Source organism: Streptacidiphilus carbonis (genome assembly GCF_000787775.1).
In the GTDB taxonomy this organism is placed as follows: domain Bacteria; phylum Actinomycetota; class Actinomycetes; order Streptomycetales; family Streptomycetaceae; genus Streptacidiphilus; species Streptacidiphilus carbonis.
Genome location: NZ_BBPM01000048.1, coordinates 40618 through 58455, shown reverse-complemented (window position 1 = coordinate 58455; position 17838 = coordinate 40618). Strand labels below are relative to the sequence as shown.

The following is a 17838-nucleotide window of genomic DNA, read 5'->3' as shown; positions in this document are numbered from 1 at the left end:
CCTCACAACCACCGAACGCACACCAGACATCTCCCATCCCTTCCTTCCAGTTGAGCGACAGTACGAGCTAGCTGCTGACCGCCGGCGGCGTCGGTCGGTCGCCTTCATGCGGCACCTGCGTGATCCAGAAGCGCATCCGGCCGCTCCTTGCTGTCCGCTTGGAACTCCGGTTGTACGTATAGCGTACGTAATCCTCTATGCGAACATCTGACCTCAGTAAGGAGGCGGCGTCAAGAGCTTGTGCCAAGGCGATTGGAGCGATGAACATCACCGGACCGGAGCCGTGTCTGCGGCGAAGCAGTGGCGTTGCCGTCCCGATGGGGTATCAACTCGCTGTTGTGATCTGGTTCTTGACGACCTGCCAGGCAGAGAGGGCCAGTAGCGGGTGTGCGCCGAGTTCGACCAGGCGGTCGAACCCGTCAGCAGCCAGGGCCTCGCGCTCGTCGGTGTCGAGACCGCTGGCGGCGATGGCGCCGGCGCGGTTGTCCACGAACTTGGTACGGAAGTCCGTCTGGGTGATGATCTGCCGCAGGAAGCGGTTGAGCGGCAGGCTTCGCGGTTCGGGGAAGCGGTAGTAGACATAGTCGTCCTGGACGAAGGTGTGTCCCCCGTAGCGCGCCAGCCGCTCCTGCTCCGGCTGCTCGGCGTGCTCGCCGGCCGGGTCGAGGCCGGGAAGGAACTGGATCACACCGTGGCCGTGATGGGAGAGCTCCTGGTACGAGAGCAGGTTGCCGGGCAGCTCACCGCCGGTGATGCCGAGGAGAACGCACCACGTCAGCAGTTCGCTCTCGCCGACCTCGTCGAGGTTGACCGGCGTGAGGCCGAGCAGGTCGTCATAGCGGCCCGCCGCGGTCTCCTGGATCAGCCACTTGTCGAACGCGTAGTTGGGTGCGGTGTAGCGGGCCGTGCCGGGGAAGTGGGACATGCCGCCGCTGGCGATGACCGCGATCCGTTCGGGCCGGTCCGCCAGTGCCTTCGCGATGGCCTGGCCCAGCGCGTAGCAGCGACGCGGGCTGGGGATCGGCGGCAGGTAGGTATTGACGAGCAGGGGGATGACAGGGGCGTCACTGTCGCCCAGGATGTGCTCGAACGGCGTGAGGAAGGCGTGTCCCAACTCGGCCTCCTGCGAGTAGGTCAGGTCGAAGTCCTGCGCGATGACGCCTTTGAGCAGGTCCACGGCGAGCGAGGTGTGGATCTTCTTGCGCCGGCGCCACTGCGTGTAGGCGGCCTCGCACTCCTCCGAGATGACCAGGGTGAAGGCGGGGACCGCTTCCAGCCAGAAGGTCTCCAGGTGGTCGATGCCGATGACGAGCACGGCGTCAGGCCGGGCCTCGTCCAACACCCGCCCGAACGCGTGCAGAGCGTCGGTGCTGTTGTCGAGCTTGTCGATCTCCTCGTACGAGGGGCGGCTGAGCAACTGCGGGGCATGCACGGCTGCTGCCGCGGCGACGATCTCGGCCATCTCACAACTCCTTCTGATTGAGGACTCTTCCGGTCCCTTCGACGTGGAGCGCACACCTGGAGGCAGCGAAGTGGTCGCACAGCCCCTGGGTGTCAGGTCCGGGTGTCCCGGCGCGCACGAGGCGCGCTCATGGTGGGGGACGCTAATCGTTAACGATTTTGTCGTCAAGAAGGAGGCCAACGACATGGTGGCCCACCTTTTCGCACCTTTTCGACCGTTTTGTTCGATACCTGCGATCGACTTTGACCTGGACAATGGCTAACAATATTGGCAACAATGTGCTGCGGCGCGCCGACCCGAGAGCGCGGACGAAGGGATGCGGACTGTGAAGTACGTGTTGGTCTCCGGAGCCTGGCACGGCGGCTGGTGCTGGGAACGTGTCGCATCCTTGCTGCGCGCCGCGGGGCACCAGGTGTACACCCCGACGCTGACCGGGGTGAGCGACCGTGCACACACCCTCACGCCGCAGGTGGGACTGAGTACCCACGTTGAGGACGTGGTGCGGCTGCTCGACAGCTACGACCTCACCGACGTCCGTCTCGTCGGGCACAGCTACGCCGGCCAGGTCGTCGCCGGTGTGGCCGAACGTCGGCCGGAGCGGCTCGCCCTGCGGGTCCACCTGGACGCGTTCGTGCCCGAGGGCGGTGAGGCCGCCATCGACCTGCTGCCCGATGAAGTCGCCCACCACTACCGCGAATCGGTGCGCGACGCCGGGTACGGGTGGCTGATTCCGCCGCGCTCGCTGAGCGTTCTCGGGGTGACCGAGAAGGCCGACACCGACTGGCTGGCCGCACGACTGACCCCGCACCCGTGGCTCACGTACACCGAACCGGTGCGTACCGGCCGGGCCGCTGCCACCGTCCCGGCACGCTACCTCGACTGCACGGACTGGATAGGCGTGTTCGCGCCGCATGCCGAACGGGCGCGCAAGCTCGGCTGGGACGTCAGGACGCTCGCCACCGGGCACGAGGCGATGGTGACGGCCCCCCAGGAGTTGGCAGCGCTGCTCCTCGCGGACTGAGGCTGTAGCCGGCGGCCCGTTCCGCCACACGAATCCGACAGACAAGGACGGCGACATGGAATGGCTCGTGCGCACGCACAACCGGCTCCCGGCAGACACACCCGCCGCCAAGCGTGATGGGCTGCGCGCGGCCGAACGCGAACGTGCCCTGGAGCTGCGGGCCCAAGGAGTACTCAGGAAGCTCTGGCGAACGCCTGCCAGCGCGGGCACAGTCGCTCTCTACGAATGCCGGGACGCGACACATCTGCACGAGGCACTGTCGTCGCTGCCGATGTTCCCTTGGCTGGAGGTGACCGTCGAGCCCCTGGCCGACCATCCGCAGGAGGCCCAGGCAGTGGAGTTCGCTGCCATGCGCGCCGAGCGCCTCGTCCACACCGAGGGGTACGATGATCAACCCGCATGAACAGGCCGAATCCGCTCCCGCTCCGGCCTTCGTCGACCTCGTCGACCGGGTACGTCTGGCCATCGCCCACGGCGAACTCCTGCCGGGCCAGCATCTCGTGGAGACCGATCTGGCCGCGATGTTCGGCGCCTCCCGCGGTGCGGTGCGCTCGGCGCTGACGGTTCTGGGCGCCGACGGGCTGATCATCCGCACCCCCAACCGCGGCGCGCGGGTGCGCCCGATCTCCTTGGCCGAAGCCGTCGAGATCACCGAGTTGCGCGCCGTCATCGAGGGGATGTGCGCCGCCAAGGCCGCGCAGCGGGCCACCGCCCAGGAGCGGGCTGATCTGCGGCGCCTGGACGACCGGATGCGTGCCGCGGTGGAAGCGGCAGACTCGGCAGCCTACAGTCGGCTCAGCGAGAGTGTGCATGAGAAGATCCGGCAGCTCGCCGCGCAGGCGGCGGCGATCGACGTCCTCGACCGACTCCGTTACCGCAGCGTGCGCTACCAGTTCAGCGTGGCCCGACTGCCGGGTCGCCCCGGCCAGGGCGCCGAGGAACACTCGGCGATCGTCCACGCCGTGGTGGCCGGAAAACCGGACGACGCCGAACGGGAGATGCGCTCGCACCTCCAGAGCGTGATCGGCGCGTTGTACGAACTCCAGGCAGGGAGGCCTTCCCATCCCGGCGTGGGACCGGCCACCGACGGTTCCGCCTGCACGATCGTGACGGTTCCGCCCTTTTCGTCTGACTTCGCTGTTCGGTCCTGCCGCTGATCTGCAGCTCCGGTGCGCGGTCGGGTTCCCCGGGGGCTGGAGGATACTGATCGACATGCGTATCGACTTCGATCCACAATCCATGGATCAGCACGCCTTCTACCGCCTGCTGACCGCGGTGGTCGTACCCCGGCCGATCGCCTGGGTGTCCACCGTGACGGCCGACGGCGTCTCCGCGAACCTCGCACCGCACTCGTTCTTCACCGTGGCCTGCACCGCGCCGCCGATCGTGCAGTTCACGTCGGTGGGGCGGAAGGACACGCTGGTCAATGTCGAGGCGACCGGGGAGTTCGTGGTGAACTTCGCGCCCGAGTGGATGTTCGAGCAGGTCAATGAGACCGGGACGAATTTTCCGCACGGCATGGACGAGTTCGAGGCGGTCGGGGTCGAGCGGGAGGCCGCGGCGCGGGTGAAGCCGCCGCGGGTGGCGGGGTCGCCGGTGGCGTTGGAGTGCCGGCTGCACAGCACGCTGTGCCTGGGGAACTCCACGGTGGTGTTCGGCGAGGTGCTGCATGCGGCGGTGAGCGACGAGGTGCTGGTGGACGGGCACCCGGAGATCACCCGGCTGCGGCCGCTGTCGCGTCTCGGCAGGAACGAGTGGGGGCTTACCGACGGAATCCGTGAGCTGGCCCGGATTCCGTTCCGCGAGTGGGAGAAGAAGCACGATGACGACGGGCAGTGACAGGGTGGGCGGCGAACCGCTCAGGGTCGGCGTCGTCGGGCTGGGCGACATCGCGGAGAAGGCCTATCTGCCCGTCCTCACCGCCGAACCCGGCCTCGACCTGCGGTTGATGACACGGAACCGGGACAGGCTGGACCGGATCGGCGACCAGTACCGGCTGAGCAGCCGTCACGCCGAACTGCAGTCACTGCTGGACGAAGGGCTGGACGCGGCGTTCGTGCACGCCAGCACCGATGCGCACGTCCCGGTGGTGACCGCGCTGCTGGAAGCGGGCGTGGATGTCTATGTCGACAAACCGCTCGACTACACCGTCGAGGGCGCCCGCAAACTGGTGGAGCTCGCCGACACGCTCGGCCGTTCGCTGATGGTGGGCTTCAACCGCCGGCTCGCGCCCGGGTACGCGCAGTGCCTGGAGCGGCCGCGCGACCTGGTGATCCTGCAGAAGAACCGGGAGGCGCTGCCGGAGGCGACGCGTACCTTCGTCTTCGACGACTTCGTGCATGTCGTGGACACCCTGCGGTTCCTGGTCCCCGGCGAGGTGGAGCACTCCTCGGTCCGGTTCCGGGTCCGGAACGGGCTGTTGCAGCACCTGGTGCTGGAGCTGTCCGGGGACGGGTTCACCGCGCTCGGCATCATGAACCGGGTCAGCGGCTCGACCGAGGAGATCCTGGAGGTCTCCGGCCAGAACTCCAAGCGCCAGGTCGTCAATCTGGCCGAGGTGGTCGACCATCGCGGCCAGCCGACGGTGCGGCGCCGGGGCGACTGGGTGCCCGTGGCGCGGCAGCGCGGGATCGAACAGGCCTGCCATGTGTTCCTGGGCGCCCTGCGCAAGGGGCAGCGGCTGGACGGCGCGGACGCGCTGCGCACCCATGAGCTGTGCGAGTGGATCGTCCAGCAGGTGGAAGCCGGGGGCGCCACGGCGCGTTGACGCGGGCGGTGAACTGACGGGCTGTCATCATCCTGGGATGATCATGGTCAAGCGTTCTCTGCGGGGCGGTGGTGGCGGTGCCGGCGGCGTCGGCGGTGGGCTGCGGTTCGCCGCCACTTCCCTCGCCCTGGCGGTCGCCGCCGCCGCTGCGCCCACTGCTGCGGTCCGCGCCGATGCGGCGGGCGGTGCGGATTCCGCCGACCGGACCATCGCGTACCGGCTGCAGCAGCGGTTCCCGCAGGCCGGGCTCGGGCCGGGGCGGGTCGGCCAGGTGTTGGACGCGGCCTCCGGGCGGACGGTGTGGTCCTCGGGGGCGCAGGTCGGACGGATGCCCGCGTCCACGGCGAAGCTCGCCACCGCCGTCACCGCCCTCACCGTGCTCGGCCCCGGCAACACCGAGCGCACCCGGGTCGTCTACGCCGATGGCACGGTCTACCTGGTGGGCGGCGGCGACCAGGGTCTGGACCGGGCCGGGCTCACCCGGCTCGCCGGCGACGCCGCGCAGGCGCTTACGTCCCGCGGGCTCGCGCTGCACGACCTGCGCGTGGACGACTCGCTGTTCCCCGCGCCCAGCCCGGCCCCGGGCTGGCAGCCGGGCTACTACCCCTACGAGCTGGCCCCGGTGCGGGCCCTCGCCCTCCGCGGCGACCGGGTCGACGACACCGCCGTGACCGCGGGCGGCGTCTTCGCGCACGGGCTGGCCGCGGCCGGGTTCGCCGTGCCGCCGGGGCCGGTGCGCAGGGCGGTCGCTCCGGCCGTCGGCGGAGGAGTGCAGCTGCTCGCCTCCCGCGCGTCCGCGCCGCTCTGGAACACCGTCGAGTACATGCTGAAAGTGAGTGACAACAACATCGCCGAGGGCCTGCTGCGCCTCTCCGCGCTCGCGAAGGGCCTCCCGGCGACCTGGCAGGGCGGCACCGCCACGGTCCGTCAGGTGCTGGACGGCTACCGGGTGCCGATGGGCGGCGTCGCGCTGTTCGACGGGAGCGGGCTGTCGCGTCAGGACCGGATGACGGCGGCTGCCCTGAGCGGTCTGGCCGCCCTCGCCGTCGACCCGGACCCGGCCCGGCACCGGATGCTCTGGCCGCTGCTGCAGGGCCTGCCGATCGCCGGGCGGGACGGCACCCTCGCGGCCCGGCTGCACCGGTTCGACACCGCGCCGAGCAGCTGCGCCGCCGGCCTGGTGCACGCCAAGACCGGGACCCTGCACGACAGCACCGCACTGGCGGGGGTGGCCCGGGGGAGTGACGGGCGCTGGAAGGCCTTCGCCTTCGTGGAGAACGGCCCGGTCGGCAAGAAGCAGGCGCGGAAGGGCCTGGACGGGCTGGCGGCGACCGTCGCCGGCTGCTGGTGACCAGGCGACGGCGAGCCACGCGCTCGGAGCCTCCTCGGTGATGTCGCCGCTGTTGGTTACGCTGGGCGTTCCGCCGCGGACCCGGATCGCGGCGGGCGGCGCGAGGAGGGATGCCGGTGGACCGACAGCGCGGCCTGATGACTGTTCACGCGCATCCGGACGACGAGTCCCTGTGGACCGGAGGGGTGCTGGCACAGCATGTCGCCGAGGGGCGCCGCACTGCGGTGGTGACCTGCACCGACGGCGAGCTCGCTGACGGGACGTCGCTCGCCGGGCCCGGCACCAGGGCCAAGGAACTGGCGCAGGCGCTCGCGACGCTCGGGATCGCCGAGTCGGGAATGCTGGCGTATCGGGATTCCGGGCACCTCGGACGGGGGCCGGGGAGCCTGTGCGAGGCGCCCTTCGACGATCTGGTGGCCGACCTGGTCGCCAGGATCCGCTCCTTCCGCCCCTCGGCCGTGGCGACCTACGACGCCAACGGGATGTTCGGGCACCCCGACCACGTCCGGGTGCACCGGGCGGTGCTGGTCGCGGTGGAGGCCGCGGCCTGCCCGTACCAGTGGCCCCAGGCCGGGGCAGCCTGGGAGGTGGAGTCGCTGTGGCTGGCCACCGTGCCGGAGTCGCTGATGCGCACCCTCACCGGGCTCGGACTGGAGTCGCCGCTGCCGTCCACGCCCGACTCCCGGATCGCCGCCGCCGTCGACGTCCGCCCCTGGCTGGACGTCAAGTGGGAGGCGGTGCGGGCGCATGTCTCCGAGTTCGCGCGGGGTGCGCGGATCGCCGCCTTCGAGGAACCGCAGCTGCGGGAGCTCTGTCTGGGCACAGAATGGTTTCTGCACCGGCCCGGCCCCGGGGCGGTGCGAGCCGGGACGGCGGGGTCCCGGGGACCTCGACCGCTGCTCGCCGATCCGGTGAGGTGAGCCGGTACGGCTGGGGCGGCCGGGCTGTGCAGACCCGTCGGCCCAGCCGCACCGGACGGTCTGTCAGGCGGCCTCGCGCAGTTCGGACGACGACCTGTCCGCGGCCGTCCCGGCGTCTGCCTCGCCGCTGTCGTCGGCCGGCTTCGCCCCCGTCGAACGCGCGCCCCGCAGCAGTGCCCAGACCAGGCCGGCGGCGCCGATCAGCAGCAGGCCCGCCAGCACCGCCGACAGGTTCATCCCGTGGACGAAGGCTCCCCGCGCGCTGTCCAGCAGTGCCTCGCCGGTGGCGGACGGCAGGGTGGCGGCGATGTGCACCGCGCCGCCGATGGAGTTCTCCGCCTCGGCCGCGGCCGGGCCGTTCACCCCGGCGGGCAGCACCAGGCCCGAGCGGTAGACGGCCGCCAGCACCGAACCGACCAGCGCGATGCCCAGGGCGGTGCCCAGCTCGTAGGCCGTCTCCGAGACCGCGCTCGCGGCGCCGGCCTTGTCCTCTGGGGCCGAGCCCAGCACGATCGTGGTGGACAGCGCGTAGACGACGCCCTCGGCCAGCCCGGTGGCCATGAAGGCCACCGCGATCAGCAGGTACGGGCTCTCCGCGTGCACCCAGCCCAGGGCGCCGAGGCCGAGGCCCATCGCCAGCAGGCCGCCGGCGAGGGCGGCCCGGTTGCCGAACCGGCGGGCCAGGTAGGCGGCGGTGAGACCGCCGACGACCGAGCCGGCGAAGGCGGGCAGGTCGGCCAGCCCGGCCTGCAGCGGCGAGTAGCCGCGCACCAGCTGGAAGTACTGGGACAGGAAGAACACCACGCCGGCCAGGCCGATCAGGGCGATCAGCGCGCCGAGCGCCGCCGCGGTGAAGCGGCGGTCGGCGAACAGCCGCACGTCCAGCAGCGGCATCGGCAGCCGCAGCTGTCGACGGACGAACCGGTACAGGCAGACGACACCCAGTACGCCGGCCGCGATGACGCCCGGCTGCAGGGCCTGGCCGACGGCCGCCTCCTTGACGGCGTAGACCACGCCGACGATTCCGACCAGCGACAGACCCACGCTGGGCAGGTCCCAGGCCCCGGCGTTGCCGTTCCTGGACTCGGGCAGCAGACGCCAGCCGAGGACCAGCAGCAGCACCACGATCGGGATGTTGATCAGGAAGACCGAGCCCCACCAGAAGTGCTCCAGCAGCAGCCCGCCCAGCAGCGGTCCCACCGCTGCACCGGCGGTCGCCGCCGCGCCCCAGATGCCGATGGCGCGGGCGCGCTCACGGTCGTCGGGGAACAGGTTGCGGATCAGCGAGAGGGTGGACGGCATGATCGTGGCGCCGGCGATGCCGAGCAGCGCCCGGGCGGCGATCAGCCATCCCGCTCCCGGCGCGTAGGCGGCGAGCAGCGAGGCGGCGCCGAAGGCGGCGGTGCCGATCAGCAGCAGCCGCTTGCGGCCGATGCGGTCGCTGAGCGAGCCCATGCTGACCAGCAGTCCGGCCAGGACGAAGGAGTAGCTGTCGCCGATCCACAGCAGCTGGGTGGACGAGGGGTCCAGGCTCTGGCTGATGAACGGGATGGCCAGGAAAAGCACGGTGGCGTCGACGGCCACCAGCAGGACGGCGAGGACGAGGACGGACAGCGCGACCCAGCGGCCCCGTCCGGATGTATGTCGGTAGGCGGAGGTGGTCTGCGGTACGGAGGCGGGAGCGGTCATGGCAGGTCGGTCCTTCGGGGTTGGGTGTGCTGTGGGCTGCGTGCTGTGGCTATTGCTGTGCGTGGGCGGGGCCGGCGCTACTGGTCCCGTCTGAGCGCGCCGCCGAGGAACAGCTCGGTCAGTGCGCTGGTGCCGGCGCGGGGTGCGAGCCGGCCCTCCTGGACGGCCCAGCCGACGCCGGCGAGCAGGTCGAGGAAGGCCTCGCTGAGCCAGGCCGCGGGCAGTTCGACGCGGAAGGCGCCGGACTGCTGACCGCGCAGGAACAGGGCGGCGACCCGGGCGTCGATCTGCTCCCAGGCGGCCCAGAGCTCGCTGTCGTCGAACAGCCGGCTCTCGCCGGTGAGGAAGGCGGCCTCGGTGGCCCGGGGGACGATGGCGTCGGCGAGACGGCGTACCGCCTCGACCGGGTCGCCGTCCTCGATGGCGGCGGCGTCCAGCGCGGCGGCCATCCGGCGCATGGCCAGCCCGGCGACCTCGCGGACCAGGGCGTCGCGGCCGGGGAACAGCCGGTGCAGGGTGGCGCGGCTGATCCCGGCGGCGCGGGCGATCTCGTCCATGGCAGCCGTGGGCTGCCGGGAGAGCACGCCGACGGCTGCCAGGAGTACGGAGTCGCGGTCGGTTGCCATGAGACAAGACTAGCGCAGGTGCGACACGGACGTCTCATGGGATACGAGTATGTCTCCTGCCGCGCGCCCCTGCTCAGTCCATGAAGGCCTCGTACGCGGGGAGCAGCAGCGTCTCCAGGGGCTTGCCGCGGAGCATGATCCCGGAGGGGGCGAGCTGTTCGGGGGCCGCGCCAGCGCTCGCGGCTGCCAGGTCGTCGGAGGCGTGAAGGAGAGCGCGGTGCTGTTCGCCCTCGCACCAGAAGTCGTCCAGCCGCTGGTCCAGCGGCCGCTCGGGGGCGGGTGGGACGGTCGGCGACTGTGGGTCGGCGGCCGAAGCCCGGCGCTGGGCGACATGGCGAAGGAGCCGCCTGCCGCCGCGTCCGCGCCAGGCGGGCAGCAGGAACGGATCGGTGTCGAACGCCGCCGCCAGGGCGCCCAGCACCGCCGCGAGGTGGCGGCAGGCGGACCACTGCGGACAGGAGCACTCCAGGACGAGGTCCTCGGCGCGCGCCGGGAGCAGCGACAGGCCGGCCCTGGTCAGTGCCGCCTCGAAGCCCGCCGGGAACTCTCCGTCCAGCAGCGCCTCCCTGACCTGGTCGTCGTCGGTGAGCGCCTGCTCGGCCCTGGCCCACTGCCGGGCGTCGAACACCGGCAGCTCGATCCAGACGTCGTAGCCGCGCCCGTTGTCGGCGGAGACCCGGGCGCCGACCGAGCCGGCCGTCACGGTCAGTCCGGACACCTGGGGGACCGGTGGGGCGAGCTGTTCCATCCGGAACACCCCCAGCGCCTCCAGGCGGGCGAGGAACCGTCGCGACCAGGCGCCCGGGCCGGGGGTCGCCGCTACCGCGCCGTCGCCGCTCATGTCTCGCTCACCGCGTCCTCCGTCAGGGAGAGCACGTCGCGCAGGGCGTCCGTCGACAGGTCGCCGAGCCAGCTCTCGCCGTTCCCGACCACCGCGTCGGCCAGTGCCCGCTTCTCCTCGATCATCGTGTCCACCCGCTCCTCGACGGTCCCGACGCAGACGAAGCGGCGCACCTGCACGTCGCGCTGCTGGCCCAGCCGGAACGCCCGGTCGGTGGCCTGGTCCTCGACCGCCGGATTCCACCAGCGGTCCAGGTGGACCACCTGGTTGGCCGCGGTCAGGTTCAGCCCGACGCCGCCGGCCTTCAGCGACAGCAGGAACACCGAAGGGCCGTCCGGGTCCTGGAAGCGGTCCACTGCGGCGTCGCGCTGACGTTTGGTCATACCTCCGTGCAAGAACAGCACTTCGCTGTCGAGGCGGTCCGCCAGGTACGGCTGCAGCAGCGCGCCGAACTCGCTGTACTGGGTGAAGCAGAGGGTGCGGTCGCCCTCGGCCAGCGCCTCCTCCAGGGTGTCCTCCAACCGGGCCAGTTTTCCGGAGCGGCCGGACAGCCCGGGACGGCCCAGCGGTCCGCGCTCGCCCGAGTAGTGCGCCGGGTGGTTGCAGATCTGTTTGAGCCGGGTGAGCGCCGCCAGCACCAGGCCGCGCCGCTGGACGGTGTGCCCGGGGTCGCGTCTGGCGCGTTCCATCCGCTCCAGCAGGTCGGTGACCACCGCCTGGTAGAGGGCCGCCTGTTCGGCCGTCAGATTGCACAGCACCGTCATCTCCTGCTTCCCCGGCAGGTCCGCTGCCACCAGCGGGTCGGTCTTGGTGCGGCGCAGCACGAACGGGCGGGTCCGGCGCAGCAGGTCGGTGGTGGCCCGCCGGCTGGCATTGCGTTCGATCGGCACCGAGTAGCGCTCCTTGAAGCCCTCGGCCGACCCGAACAGCCCGGGGTTGGCGAAGTCCAGCACCGAGTGCAGCTCGGAGAGCCGGTTCTGCACCGGGGTCCCGGTCAGGGCGAGCCGCTGGACGGCCGGGAGTTCGCGGATGGCCCGCGACTGCTGGGTGGCGCCGTTCTTGATGTGGTGCGCCTCGTCGGCCACCACCCGGTGCCAGGCGATCGCCCGCAGCGCGGCGAAGTCCCGCTGCACCAGTCCGTAAGTGGTGATCACCACATCCGCCCCGGCCGCGGCGCGGCCCAGTTCGGCGCCGTCCGAGCGCCCCGAGCCGTGGTGGACGTGGACCCGCAGGGACGGGGCGAAGCGCGCGCACTCCCGGGTCCAGTTGCCGACCAGGGACATCGGGCAGACCACCAGCGTCGGGCCGAGGACCTGGCCGGTGGCCGTCGCCCGGGCCCGTTCCACCGCCAGCAGCGCCAGCGTCTGGACGGTCTTGCCCAGCCCCATGTCGTCTGCGAGCACCCCGCCCAGGCCGAGCCGGGAGAGGAAATCCAGCCAGGCCAGGCCCCGCTCCTGGTACGGGCGCAGCACCGCGCCGAAGTCCGGCGGCAGTCGCACCGGCTCGGGGGCGGGGCCCGCGGGGGCCGCCGTACCCGCTGTTCCCGACGCGTCCTGCTCGGCGTCGATGGCCGCGTCCAGGGCCGGGCGCACCTGGCGGAGCAGTTCGCCGAGCCGGCCTTCGGCGTCGGTGAACAGCACCGGCAGCCCGGTCCCCGGCTCCTTGCCGTCCAGGGCGATCCGCAGCAGTTCGCCGGGGGTCATCAGCCCCTCGGCCCGGTGCGCCAGGAAGGCGGCCGCCGCGGCGATCCTGGCCGGGTCGGCCTCGAACCAGCGGCCCCTGATCCGCACCAGCGTCTGCTTGGCGGCGGCCAGCTCCTTCAGCTCCTCGTCGCTGATCGGCTCACCGCCCAGGGCCGCGCTCCAGCGGAACCCGACCAGGTCCTCCCGGCCGACCAGGCTCTCCCGCTCGACGACGCCCTCCTGGACCGCGCCGCCGGTCAGTGCCAGCCCGAGCGACGGCGGCCTGGCCCACCAGGTCGGCAGCAGCACCCCGAAGCCGGCGGCGGACAGCGCCGGGGCGGTGTCGCGCAGGAAGGCGAGGGCGCCGGGCCGGTCCAGACCGAGCCGGGCGGGTCGGCGCTGCTCCAGCAGCGGCTCCAGTTCCGGGCAGCACCGCACCGCGCGCTCCAGTTCGGCGACGAAGGCCTCCTCGGCCCGGTCGACCAGGCGCAGCAGCGGGGCGGCGGCCGCGCCGCCCTCCCACAGCTGGGCGGCGTCGACCCGGACCGAGGGATCGTCACGGGACTGGAGGGTGAGCTCCAGCAGCCAGCGGTCGTCGGCGGGATCGGCCGCCTTGTCGCCGTGCACCGTCTCCTCGGCGGGTTCGGCGGTTGCCGGGGTCGGATCCCAGTCGTCCTCGAAGGGTTCGGCGAGCCGGAAGCCCAGGCGCAGCGGCCCGCGCTCGGTGGTGGCCGAGCGGTGCCAGGCCGTCACCCGGGTGTCCAGCAGCGCCAGTTCGCGTGGGTCGGCGTCCAGGATGCGGCCGTCGGGGGAGGTCAGCGCGGCCAGCCAGTGCTCGGCGGCGGTCGCCGCGGGGCGGCTGCGGCCGCGGCTCTGCGGCAGCAGGCCCGACCGTTCCGACAGCACGGCTCTCACCTCGCAGTCGACCAGGACCGAGAGCAGGTCCGACACCAGCGCGGTGCCGGTCGTCGGCTCGGCCGGCCCGGCAGATCCAGGAGGCCCGGCAGATCCGGCGCCCTTCGTCGGCGCCTCGGCCCGGCACACCGGCGGGCAGTCGGCGGCCAGTGCCGCGGCCTCGCGGCGGGCGGCCGCGTCGGCGGCGGGCACCCAGCGCGCCCACGGACCCGGTTCGGCGGCCGACCCGGCCGCCGGCTCCCGTTCGACCACGGCCGGCAGCACCCGGCCCCGGCCGACCAGGCGCCAGGCCAGGTCGTGCACCCGGGTCAGCCAGCGCAGCGAGGCTCCGTAGGGGGCCTCGACCGGACCGGTGCCCGGCAGGTCCGGCTGCAGTACCGCGTTGCCCGGGTCGTGCAGTTCGCCGAGCAGTTGGGCCGCCTGGGACGGGGTGAACACGAGCGAGGGGACCCGCCAGGGGGCGAGCCGGACCACGGCGGCGGATCCGCCGCGCAGTGGCCCGACCAGTTCGGGGGAGGGCAGCGGAGCGCCGTCCCGGGTGGGCAGCAGCAGCGTGGACCTGCCGGTGCCGGCCTGTTCGACCAGCCACTCCAGTCCGGGGCCGACCGCGGCCAGCAGCCGCCGGACGGAGGCGGGGTCGACGCCGTAGGAACCGTCGCGCGCGGTTCCGTCCTCGGCCCACAGGGCGAGCTGGCGGTCGGCGCGCCAGAGTCCGTGCAGCACCCACATGTCGGCGATCACCTCTGCTCCGTGCCGTGGCACCCATGGAAAAGGCTGGTGGCCCAGGGCGGATACCCTGGGCCACCAGCCTACGGAGCAGCACTGACAGTCGACGGCCGGCCGTGGCCGGCCCGGCGCGGTCAGCTCTGGTTGTAGAAGCCCGAACGGTCGTCGGAGCCGTCGATCACCATGACCTCGACCTCCGGCGGCGCGAGCAGGAACACCCGACGGGCGATCCGCTCGATGCTGCCGCGGGTACCGAAGATCAGACCGGAGGCGAAGTCCACCAGGCGCTTGGCGTCGCCGTCCGTCATCTCGGTGAGGTCCATGATCACCGGTGTGCCGACCCGGACGTGCTCGCCGATGGTCCGTGCCGACTCGAAACCGGTCGGGCGCACCGAGGTGATCTGCGGCGCGTGCGGCGCCGGGACCAGTTCGGGAGAGTCCCAGGGCTCTTCGTAGTCGGGCACCGCCACCGGATAGTTCCCGGAGGGCGCCAGCCACCCGCGGTAGTCGTCACGCAGTGCTGCTCCCATGCCGTACCTCCCCATCCGTACTGCTGCCCCGTGTTATTGCCGTGCTGTGCTGTGCAGTTCGTGCTGTGTTGTTGCTGTGCTCCGCTGTTTCCGGACAGTCCCAGTGTTTCCGGACAGTCCCACTGTGCTGTCCGAGTATCGCATTGATCACCGACATAGCACCCGTACGGATGCTTCGGCGCGCCGTTTGTATCAACTGATCTGACGTTGTGTTCGGACGCACGGTCGAATCCGTTGGTTCCATTCGAACGGGTGTACTAAAACCCGTTCACTGAAACTGCTGACTTCCCCGACGGTCCGGTTGTGCCACGTCAGACGCGGGCAGCATTCCCGAATCGCCTTCGGCAAAACACCGTCCGAGCCAACGTCTTTGTCGCAGTCTTCGCCGTTGTCGCCCCGCGCCCGTGGAACCGCTGAGCGCCCCCGCGCCGTGCCGCGCGCCCCATCATCGTGGCTGCGGTGATTGCGCTGCTACTGGATTTCCGATATCTCTGGCCGGTTCTGACGATTCGTGGAATCCGAACCGGAGTCAGGGCCCGCTGTCCCGACGACCCCGACTGCCCCGACCACCCCGGCGCCCGCCGGGCCTTCCGCAGCGTCGGCCGAGCGAACGGCGGGTACGGCTGGTACGGCGGGTGCGAGTACCCCGGCGCCGATGATCAGGCCCACCGCGAGCACGGTGACCACGCCGAAGGAGACCGGCAGCGAGGTCGCCTGGGCGATGGTGCCGATGGTGGCCGGTGCGACCAGGCCCGAGGTGTAGGTGACCGTGGCCACCCCGGCGATGGCGCGGCTGGGGTTGGCGCCGCTGTGTCCGGCCGCCGCGAAGCAGAGCGGCACCACCACCGCGATGCCGATCCCCAGCACGGCGAAGCCGGCGATGGCGGGCAGTGGTGACCGGGAGACCGCCACCAGGGCTCCGCCGGCCACCGCGACGCCGCCGCCGATCCGTACCGTGCGGACCGCCCCGAGCCGCCGCACCGCGGCGTCGCCGGCCAGTTGGCTGACGGCCATGGTGCACGCGAAGGTGGTGTAGCCGGCGGCCGCGACCCCGGCCGAGGCCCCGGCGGTGACGTGCAGATAGACCCCGCTCCAGTCGCCGCTGGCCCCCTCGGCGAACACCGCGCAGAAGCCGACCAGGCCGATGGCAAGCGCCGAGCGCGGCGGCAGTGCGAACCTCGGCGGTGCCTCCGCCTCCGGCTCGGGGCGTACGTCCAGCAGTCCCCGGCAGGCCGGCAGTCCGACGCCGGTGAGCAGCAGCGCCGTCACCGCCAGGTGGATCCGGGCGTCCCAGCCCTGTCCGGCCGCGACCGCGCCCGCAGCCGACCCGACCAGGCCGCCGACGCTCCACATCCCGTGCAGGCCCGACATGATGGACCGGCCCATCCGCTGCTCGACCTCGACGCCCTGGGCGTTCATCGCCACATCGGCGGTCCCGGCCGCGGCTCCGAACACCAGCAGGGCCGGCGCCAGCACCGGCAGGTCGGGGGAGAGGGCGGGCAGTGCCAGCGCGGCGCACCACAGCGTGATCAGCAGGCGCACCGCGGCCCGGTGGCCCCGGGCGTGCACCAGTCGACCGGCGAGCGGCATGGCCAGCGAGGAGCCGAGCGCCGGGGCGACCAGGGCCAGCCCCAGCGCGCCGGCGCCGAGGTGAAGGCCGTCCTTGATCCAGGGGATCCGGGTGGCGAAACTGCCGGCCACCGCCCCGTGCACGGCGAAGACCACCGCGACCGAGCCCCGGGCCCTGCGGGCGGCCTGCTGGTCCTTCACCGAATCCCCCGCAGGGTTAAGGAGAGGATCAACCTAGCGTCGAGATCCCGGCTGCGTCACCCGTCGGTGATCATGGGACGGAGCCGGCCGTCCGGCGGCACCGTACGGATCGAACTGCCTGGTGGCTCGCACATGCCAGGTGGTTCACCGCTCCGAGCTGGCCTGTGCAATGCTACGAGTGACGAGGGGATAGCAGATGCGCCATGATGATCGCCATGTGAACAGCTACCGGATCGGGGAGGCCGCGGCCCTGCTGGGTGTCAGCTCGGACACCATGCGCCGCTGGGTCGACGCCGGCCGGCTCGTCGCCGAACGCGACGAGCACGGCCACCGCATCGTCCCGGGCGCCGAGCTCGCGGCCTTCGCCAGGGAACTGGCGCGTTCCGAGACCGCGGCAGCGGAAGGGCTCCCCTCGTCCGCGCGCAACCGCTTCCGCGGCATCGTCACCGACGTCGTGCTCGGGGACGTGGCCGCGCAGGTGGAGATCCAAGCAGGGCCCTTCCGGGTGGTCTCGCTCATCAGCCGTGAGTCGGCGGAGGAGTTGGGGCTGGCGCCCGGCGTCCCCGCCGTCGCTGTGATCAAGTCGACCAACGTGGTCGTCGAACGTTCCTGACCGGACTCCGGATTTCACCCAGGGGGTACTCCCACCATGGCCTTCACCCGTTCGCGCACCGCCGTTCTCGGTGTCACAGCCGCCGCCGCGCTGCTCGCACTGCCTGCCTGCTCCTCGTCGAGCAAGACCACAGCGGCCTCCTCGTCAGCGGCCTCCACGGCGGGCGCCGGCTCCGCGAGCGCCTCGGCCGCGGTCACCGGCAAGGTCACGGTGTTTGCGGCCGCCTCGCTCAAGAACACCTTCACCAAGTTCGGCAAGGAGTTCGAAGCGGCGCACCCCGGCACCACGGTGACCTTCAACTTCGGCGGCAGCGACACCCTCGCGGCGAGCATCGTCTCCGGCGCCCCCGCCGACGTCTTCGCCTCGGCCAGCACCGCCACCATGGCGACCGTGACCAAGGCCGGTGACAACGCGGCTGCCCCCGTGGACTTCGCCAAGAACTCCCTGGAGATCGCCGTCATCCCCGGAAACCCCAAGGGGATCACCACGCTGCAGCAGCTCTCCTCGTCCTCGGTCAAGGTCGCCCTGTGCGCGAAGACCGTGCCCTGCGGCGCCGCCGCGGTCAAGGCGCTGGGCGCCGCCAAGGTCGACGTCAAGCCGGTCACCTACGAGCAGGACGTCACCAGCGCGCTGACCAAGGTCGAGCTCAAGGAGGTCGACGCCGCGCTGGTCTACCGCACCGATGTCCAGGGCGCGAAGGGCAAGGTCGCCGGCGTCGACTTCGCGGCCGCCCAGCAGGCCGTGACCAGCTATCCGATCGCCCCGCTCGCCCACGCGGGCAACAGCGCCGCGGCCCAGGCCTTCACCGCCTTCGTGCTCTCCGCGCCGGCGCAGCAGGAACTCGCCGCAGCGGGCTTCCAGGCGCCGTGACCGACCCGGACCCCGTCAGCTCGGACGTGATCGGCTCCGCGCCGGCCCCCCCCCC

The 17838-nt window shown here is 72.0% G+C and carries 16 protein-coding genes; 9 read left to right on the top strand and 7 right to left on the bottom strand.

What is annotated here, in order from left to right:
• Nucleotides 1–325: 325 nt before the first annotated feature.
• Entirely contained in the window at nt 326–1462 is a 1137-nt protein-coding gene (locus tag TR46_RS28885) for a DODA-type extradiol aromatic ring-opening family dioxygenase (RefSeq protein ID WP_042406901.1), read from the bottom strand.
• Between the two features lie 316 nt (nt 1463–1778).
• Between TR46_RS28885 and TR46_RS28880 the strand changes: the two genes are divergently transcribed.
• From TR46_RS28880 to TR46_RS28850, 7 genes are all read left to right on the top strand, one after another.
• Complete coding sequence (locus TR46_RS28880; RefSeq protein WP_042406899.1) at nt 1779–2483, top strand: alpha/beta fold hydrolase; 705 nt, start codon at nt 1779–1781, stop codon at nt 2481–2483.
• Between the two features lie 55 nt (nt 2484–2538).
• Nucleotides 2539–2886, top strand: coding sequence for a muconolactone Delta-isomerase (locus tag TR46_RS28875; protein ID WP_063770692.1), 348 nt, complete (start codon nt 2539–2541; stop codon nt 2884–2886).
• Nucleotides 2870–3640, top strand: a complete 771-nt coding sequence (locus tag TR46_RS28870) for a GntR family transcriptional regulator (RefSeq protein WP_063770691.1) — start codon at nt 2870–2872, stop codon at nt 3638–3640. The genes TR46_RS28875 and TR46_RS28870 overlap by 17 nt, the downstream gene beginning before the upstream one ends.
• A gap of 55 nt (nt 3641–3695) precedes the next feature.
• Nucleotides 3696–4322 (top strand): flavin reductase family protein, encoded by a 627-nt coding sequence (locus TR46_RS28865; protein ID WP_042406894.1) that lies wholly within the window; start codon nt 3696–3698, stop codon nt 4320–4322.
• Nucleotides 4306–5250: a Gfo/Idh/MocA family protein gene (locus tag TR46_RS28860; protein WP_042406891.1), complete on the top strand. Its 945-nt coding sequence runs from the start codon at nt 4306–4308 to the stop codon at nt 5248–5250. The genes TR46_RS28865 and TR46_RS28860 overlap by 17 nt, the downstream gene beginning before the upstream one ends.
• A gap of 37 nt (nt 5251–5287) precedes the next feature.
• The gene (gene dacB, locus TR46_RS28855; protein WP_052433173.1) at nt 5288–6601 is read left to right on the top strand and encodes a D-alanyl-D-alanine carboxypeptidase/D-alanyl-D-alanine endopeptidase; all 1314 of its coding nucleotides are present in this window, start codon (nt 5288–5290) and stop codon (nt 6599–6601) included.
• 116 nt (nt 6602–6717) lie between these two features.
• On the top strand, nt 6718–7521 hold the full coding sequence (locus TR46_RS28850; protein WP_439654396.1) for a PIG-L deacetylase family protein: 804 nt from the start codon (nt 6718–6720) through the stop codon (nt 7519–7521).
• Nucleotides 7522–7584: 63 nt separating this feature from the next.
• On the opposite strand, the gene TR46_RS28845 is transcribed toward TR46_RS28850, so the two are convergent.
• From TR46_RS28845 to TR46_RS28820, 6 genes are all read right to left on the bottom strand, one after another.
• The gene (locus tag TR46_RS28845) at nt 7585–9210 is read right to left on the bottom strand and encodes an MFS transporter (RefSeq protein ID WP_042406886.1); all 1626 of its coding nucleotides are present in this window, start codon (nt 9208–9210) and stop codon (nt 7585–7587) included.
• A 77-nt stretch (nt 9211–9287) separates the two neighbouring features.
• The gene (locus TR46_RS28840) at nt 9288–9836 is read right to left on the bottom strand and encodes a TetR/AcrR family transcriptional regulator (RefSeq protein ID WP_042406883.1); all 549 of its coding nucleotides are present in this window, start codon (nt 9834–9836) and stop codon (nt 9288–9290) included.
• Nucleotides 9837–9909: 73 nt separating this feature from the next.
• Nucleotides 9910–10677 carry an SWIM zinc finger family protein gene (locus tag TR46_RS38345; protein ID WP_052433172.1) on the bottom strand — a complete coding sequence of 256 codons (768 nt, stop codon included), beginning with the start codon at nt 10675–10677 and terminating at the stop codon, nt 9910–9912.
• The gene (locus TR46_RS28830; protein WP_052433171.1) at nt 10674–14015 is read right to left on the bottom strand and encodes a DEAD/DEAH box helicase; all 3342 of its coding nucleotides are present in this window, start codon (nt 14013–14015) and stop codon (nt 10674–10676) included. The genes TR46_RS38345 and TR46_RS28830 overlap by 4 nt, the downstream gene beginning before the upstream one ends.
• Nucleotides 14016–14134: 119 nt before the next feature.
• The gene (locus tag TR46_RS28825) at nt 14135–14530 is read right to left on the bottom strand and encodes a cell division protein SepF (protein ID WP_052433170.1); all 396 of its coding nucleotides are present in this window, start codon (nt 14528–14530) and stop codon (nt 14135–14137) included.
• A 471-nt stretch (nt 14531–15001) separates the two neighbouring features.
• A complete protein-coding gene (locus tag TR46_RS28820; RefSeq protein ID WP_063770690.1) occupies nt 15002–16300 on the bottom strand; it encodes an MFS transporter in 1299 nt (432 codons plus the stop codon).
• 196 nt (nt 16301–16496) lie between these two features.
• Between TR46_RS28820 and TR46_RS28815 the strand changes: the two genes are divergently transcribed.
• Together TR46_RS28815 and modA are read left to right on the top strand one after the other, a co-directional pair.
• Nucleotides 16497–16913, top strand: coding sequence for a TOBE domain-containing protein (locus tag TR46_RS28815; protein ID WP_174505163.1), 417 nt, complete (start codon nt 16497–16499; stop codon nt 16911–16913).
• A 36-nt stretch (nt 16914–16949) separates the two neighbouring features.
• Nucleotides 16950–17783, top strand: coding sequence for a molybdate ABC transporter substrate-binding protein (modA, locus tag TR46_RS28810; protein ID WP_042406877.1), 834 nt, complete (start codon nt 16950–16952; stop codon nt 17781–17783).
• The last annotated feature ends 55 nt before the right edge of the window (nt 17784–17838 follow it).

Coding starts and splice junctions, on each gene's coding strand:
- TR46_RS28825 (WP_052433170.1), bottom strand. CDS start 14,530: ATGGGAGCAGCACTGCGTGACGACTACCGCGGGTGGCTGGCGCCCTCC.
- TR46_RS28885 (WP_042406901.1), bottom strand. CDS start 1,462: ATGGCCGAGATCGTCGCCGCGGCAGCAGCCGTGCATGCCCCGCAGTTG.
- TR46_RS28845 (WP_042406886.1), bottom strand. CDS start 9,210: ATGACCGCTCCCGCCTCCGTACCGCAGACCACCTCCGCCTACCGACAT.
- dacB (WP_052433173.1), top strand. CDS start 5,288: ATGATCATGGTCAAGCGTTCTCTGCGGGGCGGTGGTGGCGGTGCCGGC.
- TR46_RS28875 (WP_063770692.1), top strand. CDS start 2,539: ATGGAATGGCTCGTGCGCACGCACAACCGGCTCCCGGCAGACACACCC.
- TR46_RS38345 (WP_052433172.1), bottom strand. CDS start 10,677: ATGAGCGGCGACGGCGCGGTAGCGGCGACCCCCGGCCCGGGCGCCTGG.
- TR46_RS28880 (WP_042406899.1), top strand. CDS start 1,779: ATGCGGACTGTGAAGTACGTGTTGGTCTCCGGAGCCTGGCACGGCGGC.
- modA (WP_042406877.1), top strand. CDS start 16,950: ATGGCCTTCACCCGTTCGCGCACCGCCGTTCTCGGTGTCACAGCCGCC.
- TR46_RS28865 (WP_042406894.1), top strand. CDS start 3,696: ATGCGTATCGACTTCGATCCACAATCCATGGATCAGCACGCCTTCTAC.
- TR46_RS28860 (WP_042406891.1), top strand. CDS start 4,306: ATGACGACGGGCAGTGACAGGGTGGGCGGCGAACCGCTCAGGGTCGGC.
- TR46_RS28840 (WP_042406883.1), bottom strand. CDS start 9,836: ATGGCAACCGACCGCGACTCCGTACTCCTGGCAGCCGTCGGCGTGCTC.
- TR46_RS28870 (WP_063770691.1), top strand. CDS start 2,870: ATGATCAACCCGCATGAACAGGCCGAATCCGCTCCCGCTCCGGCCTTC.
- TR46_RS28815 (WP_174505163.1), top strand. CDS start 16,497: ATGCGCCATGATGATCGCCATGTGAACAGCTACCGGATCGGGGAGGCC.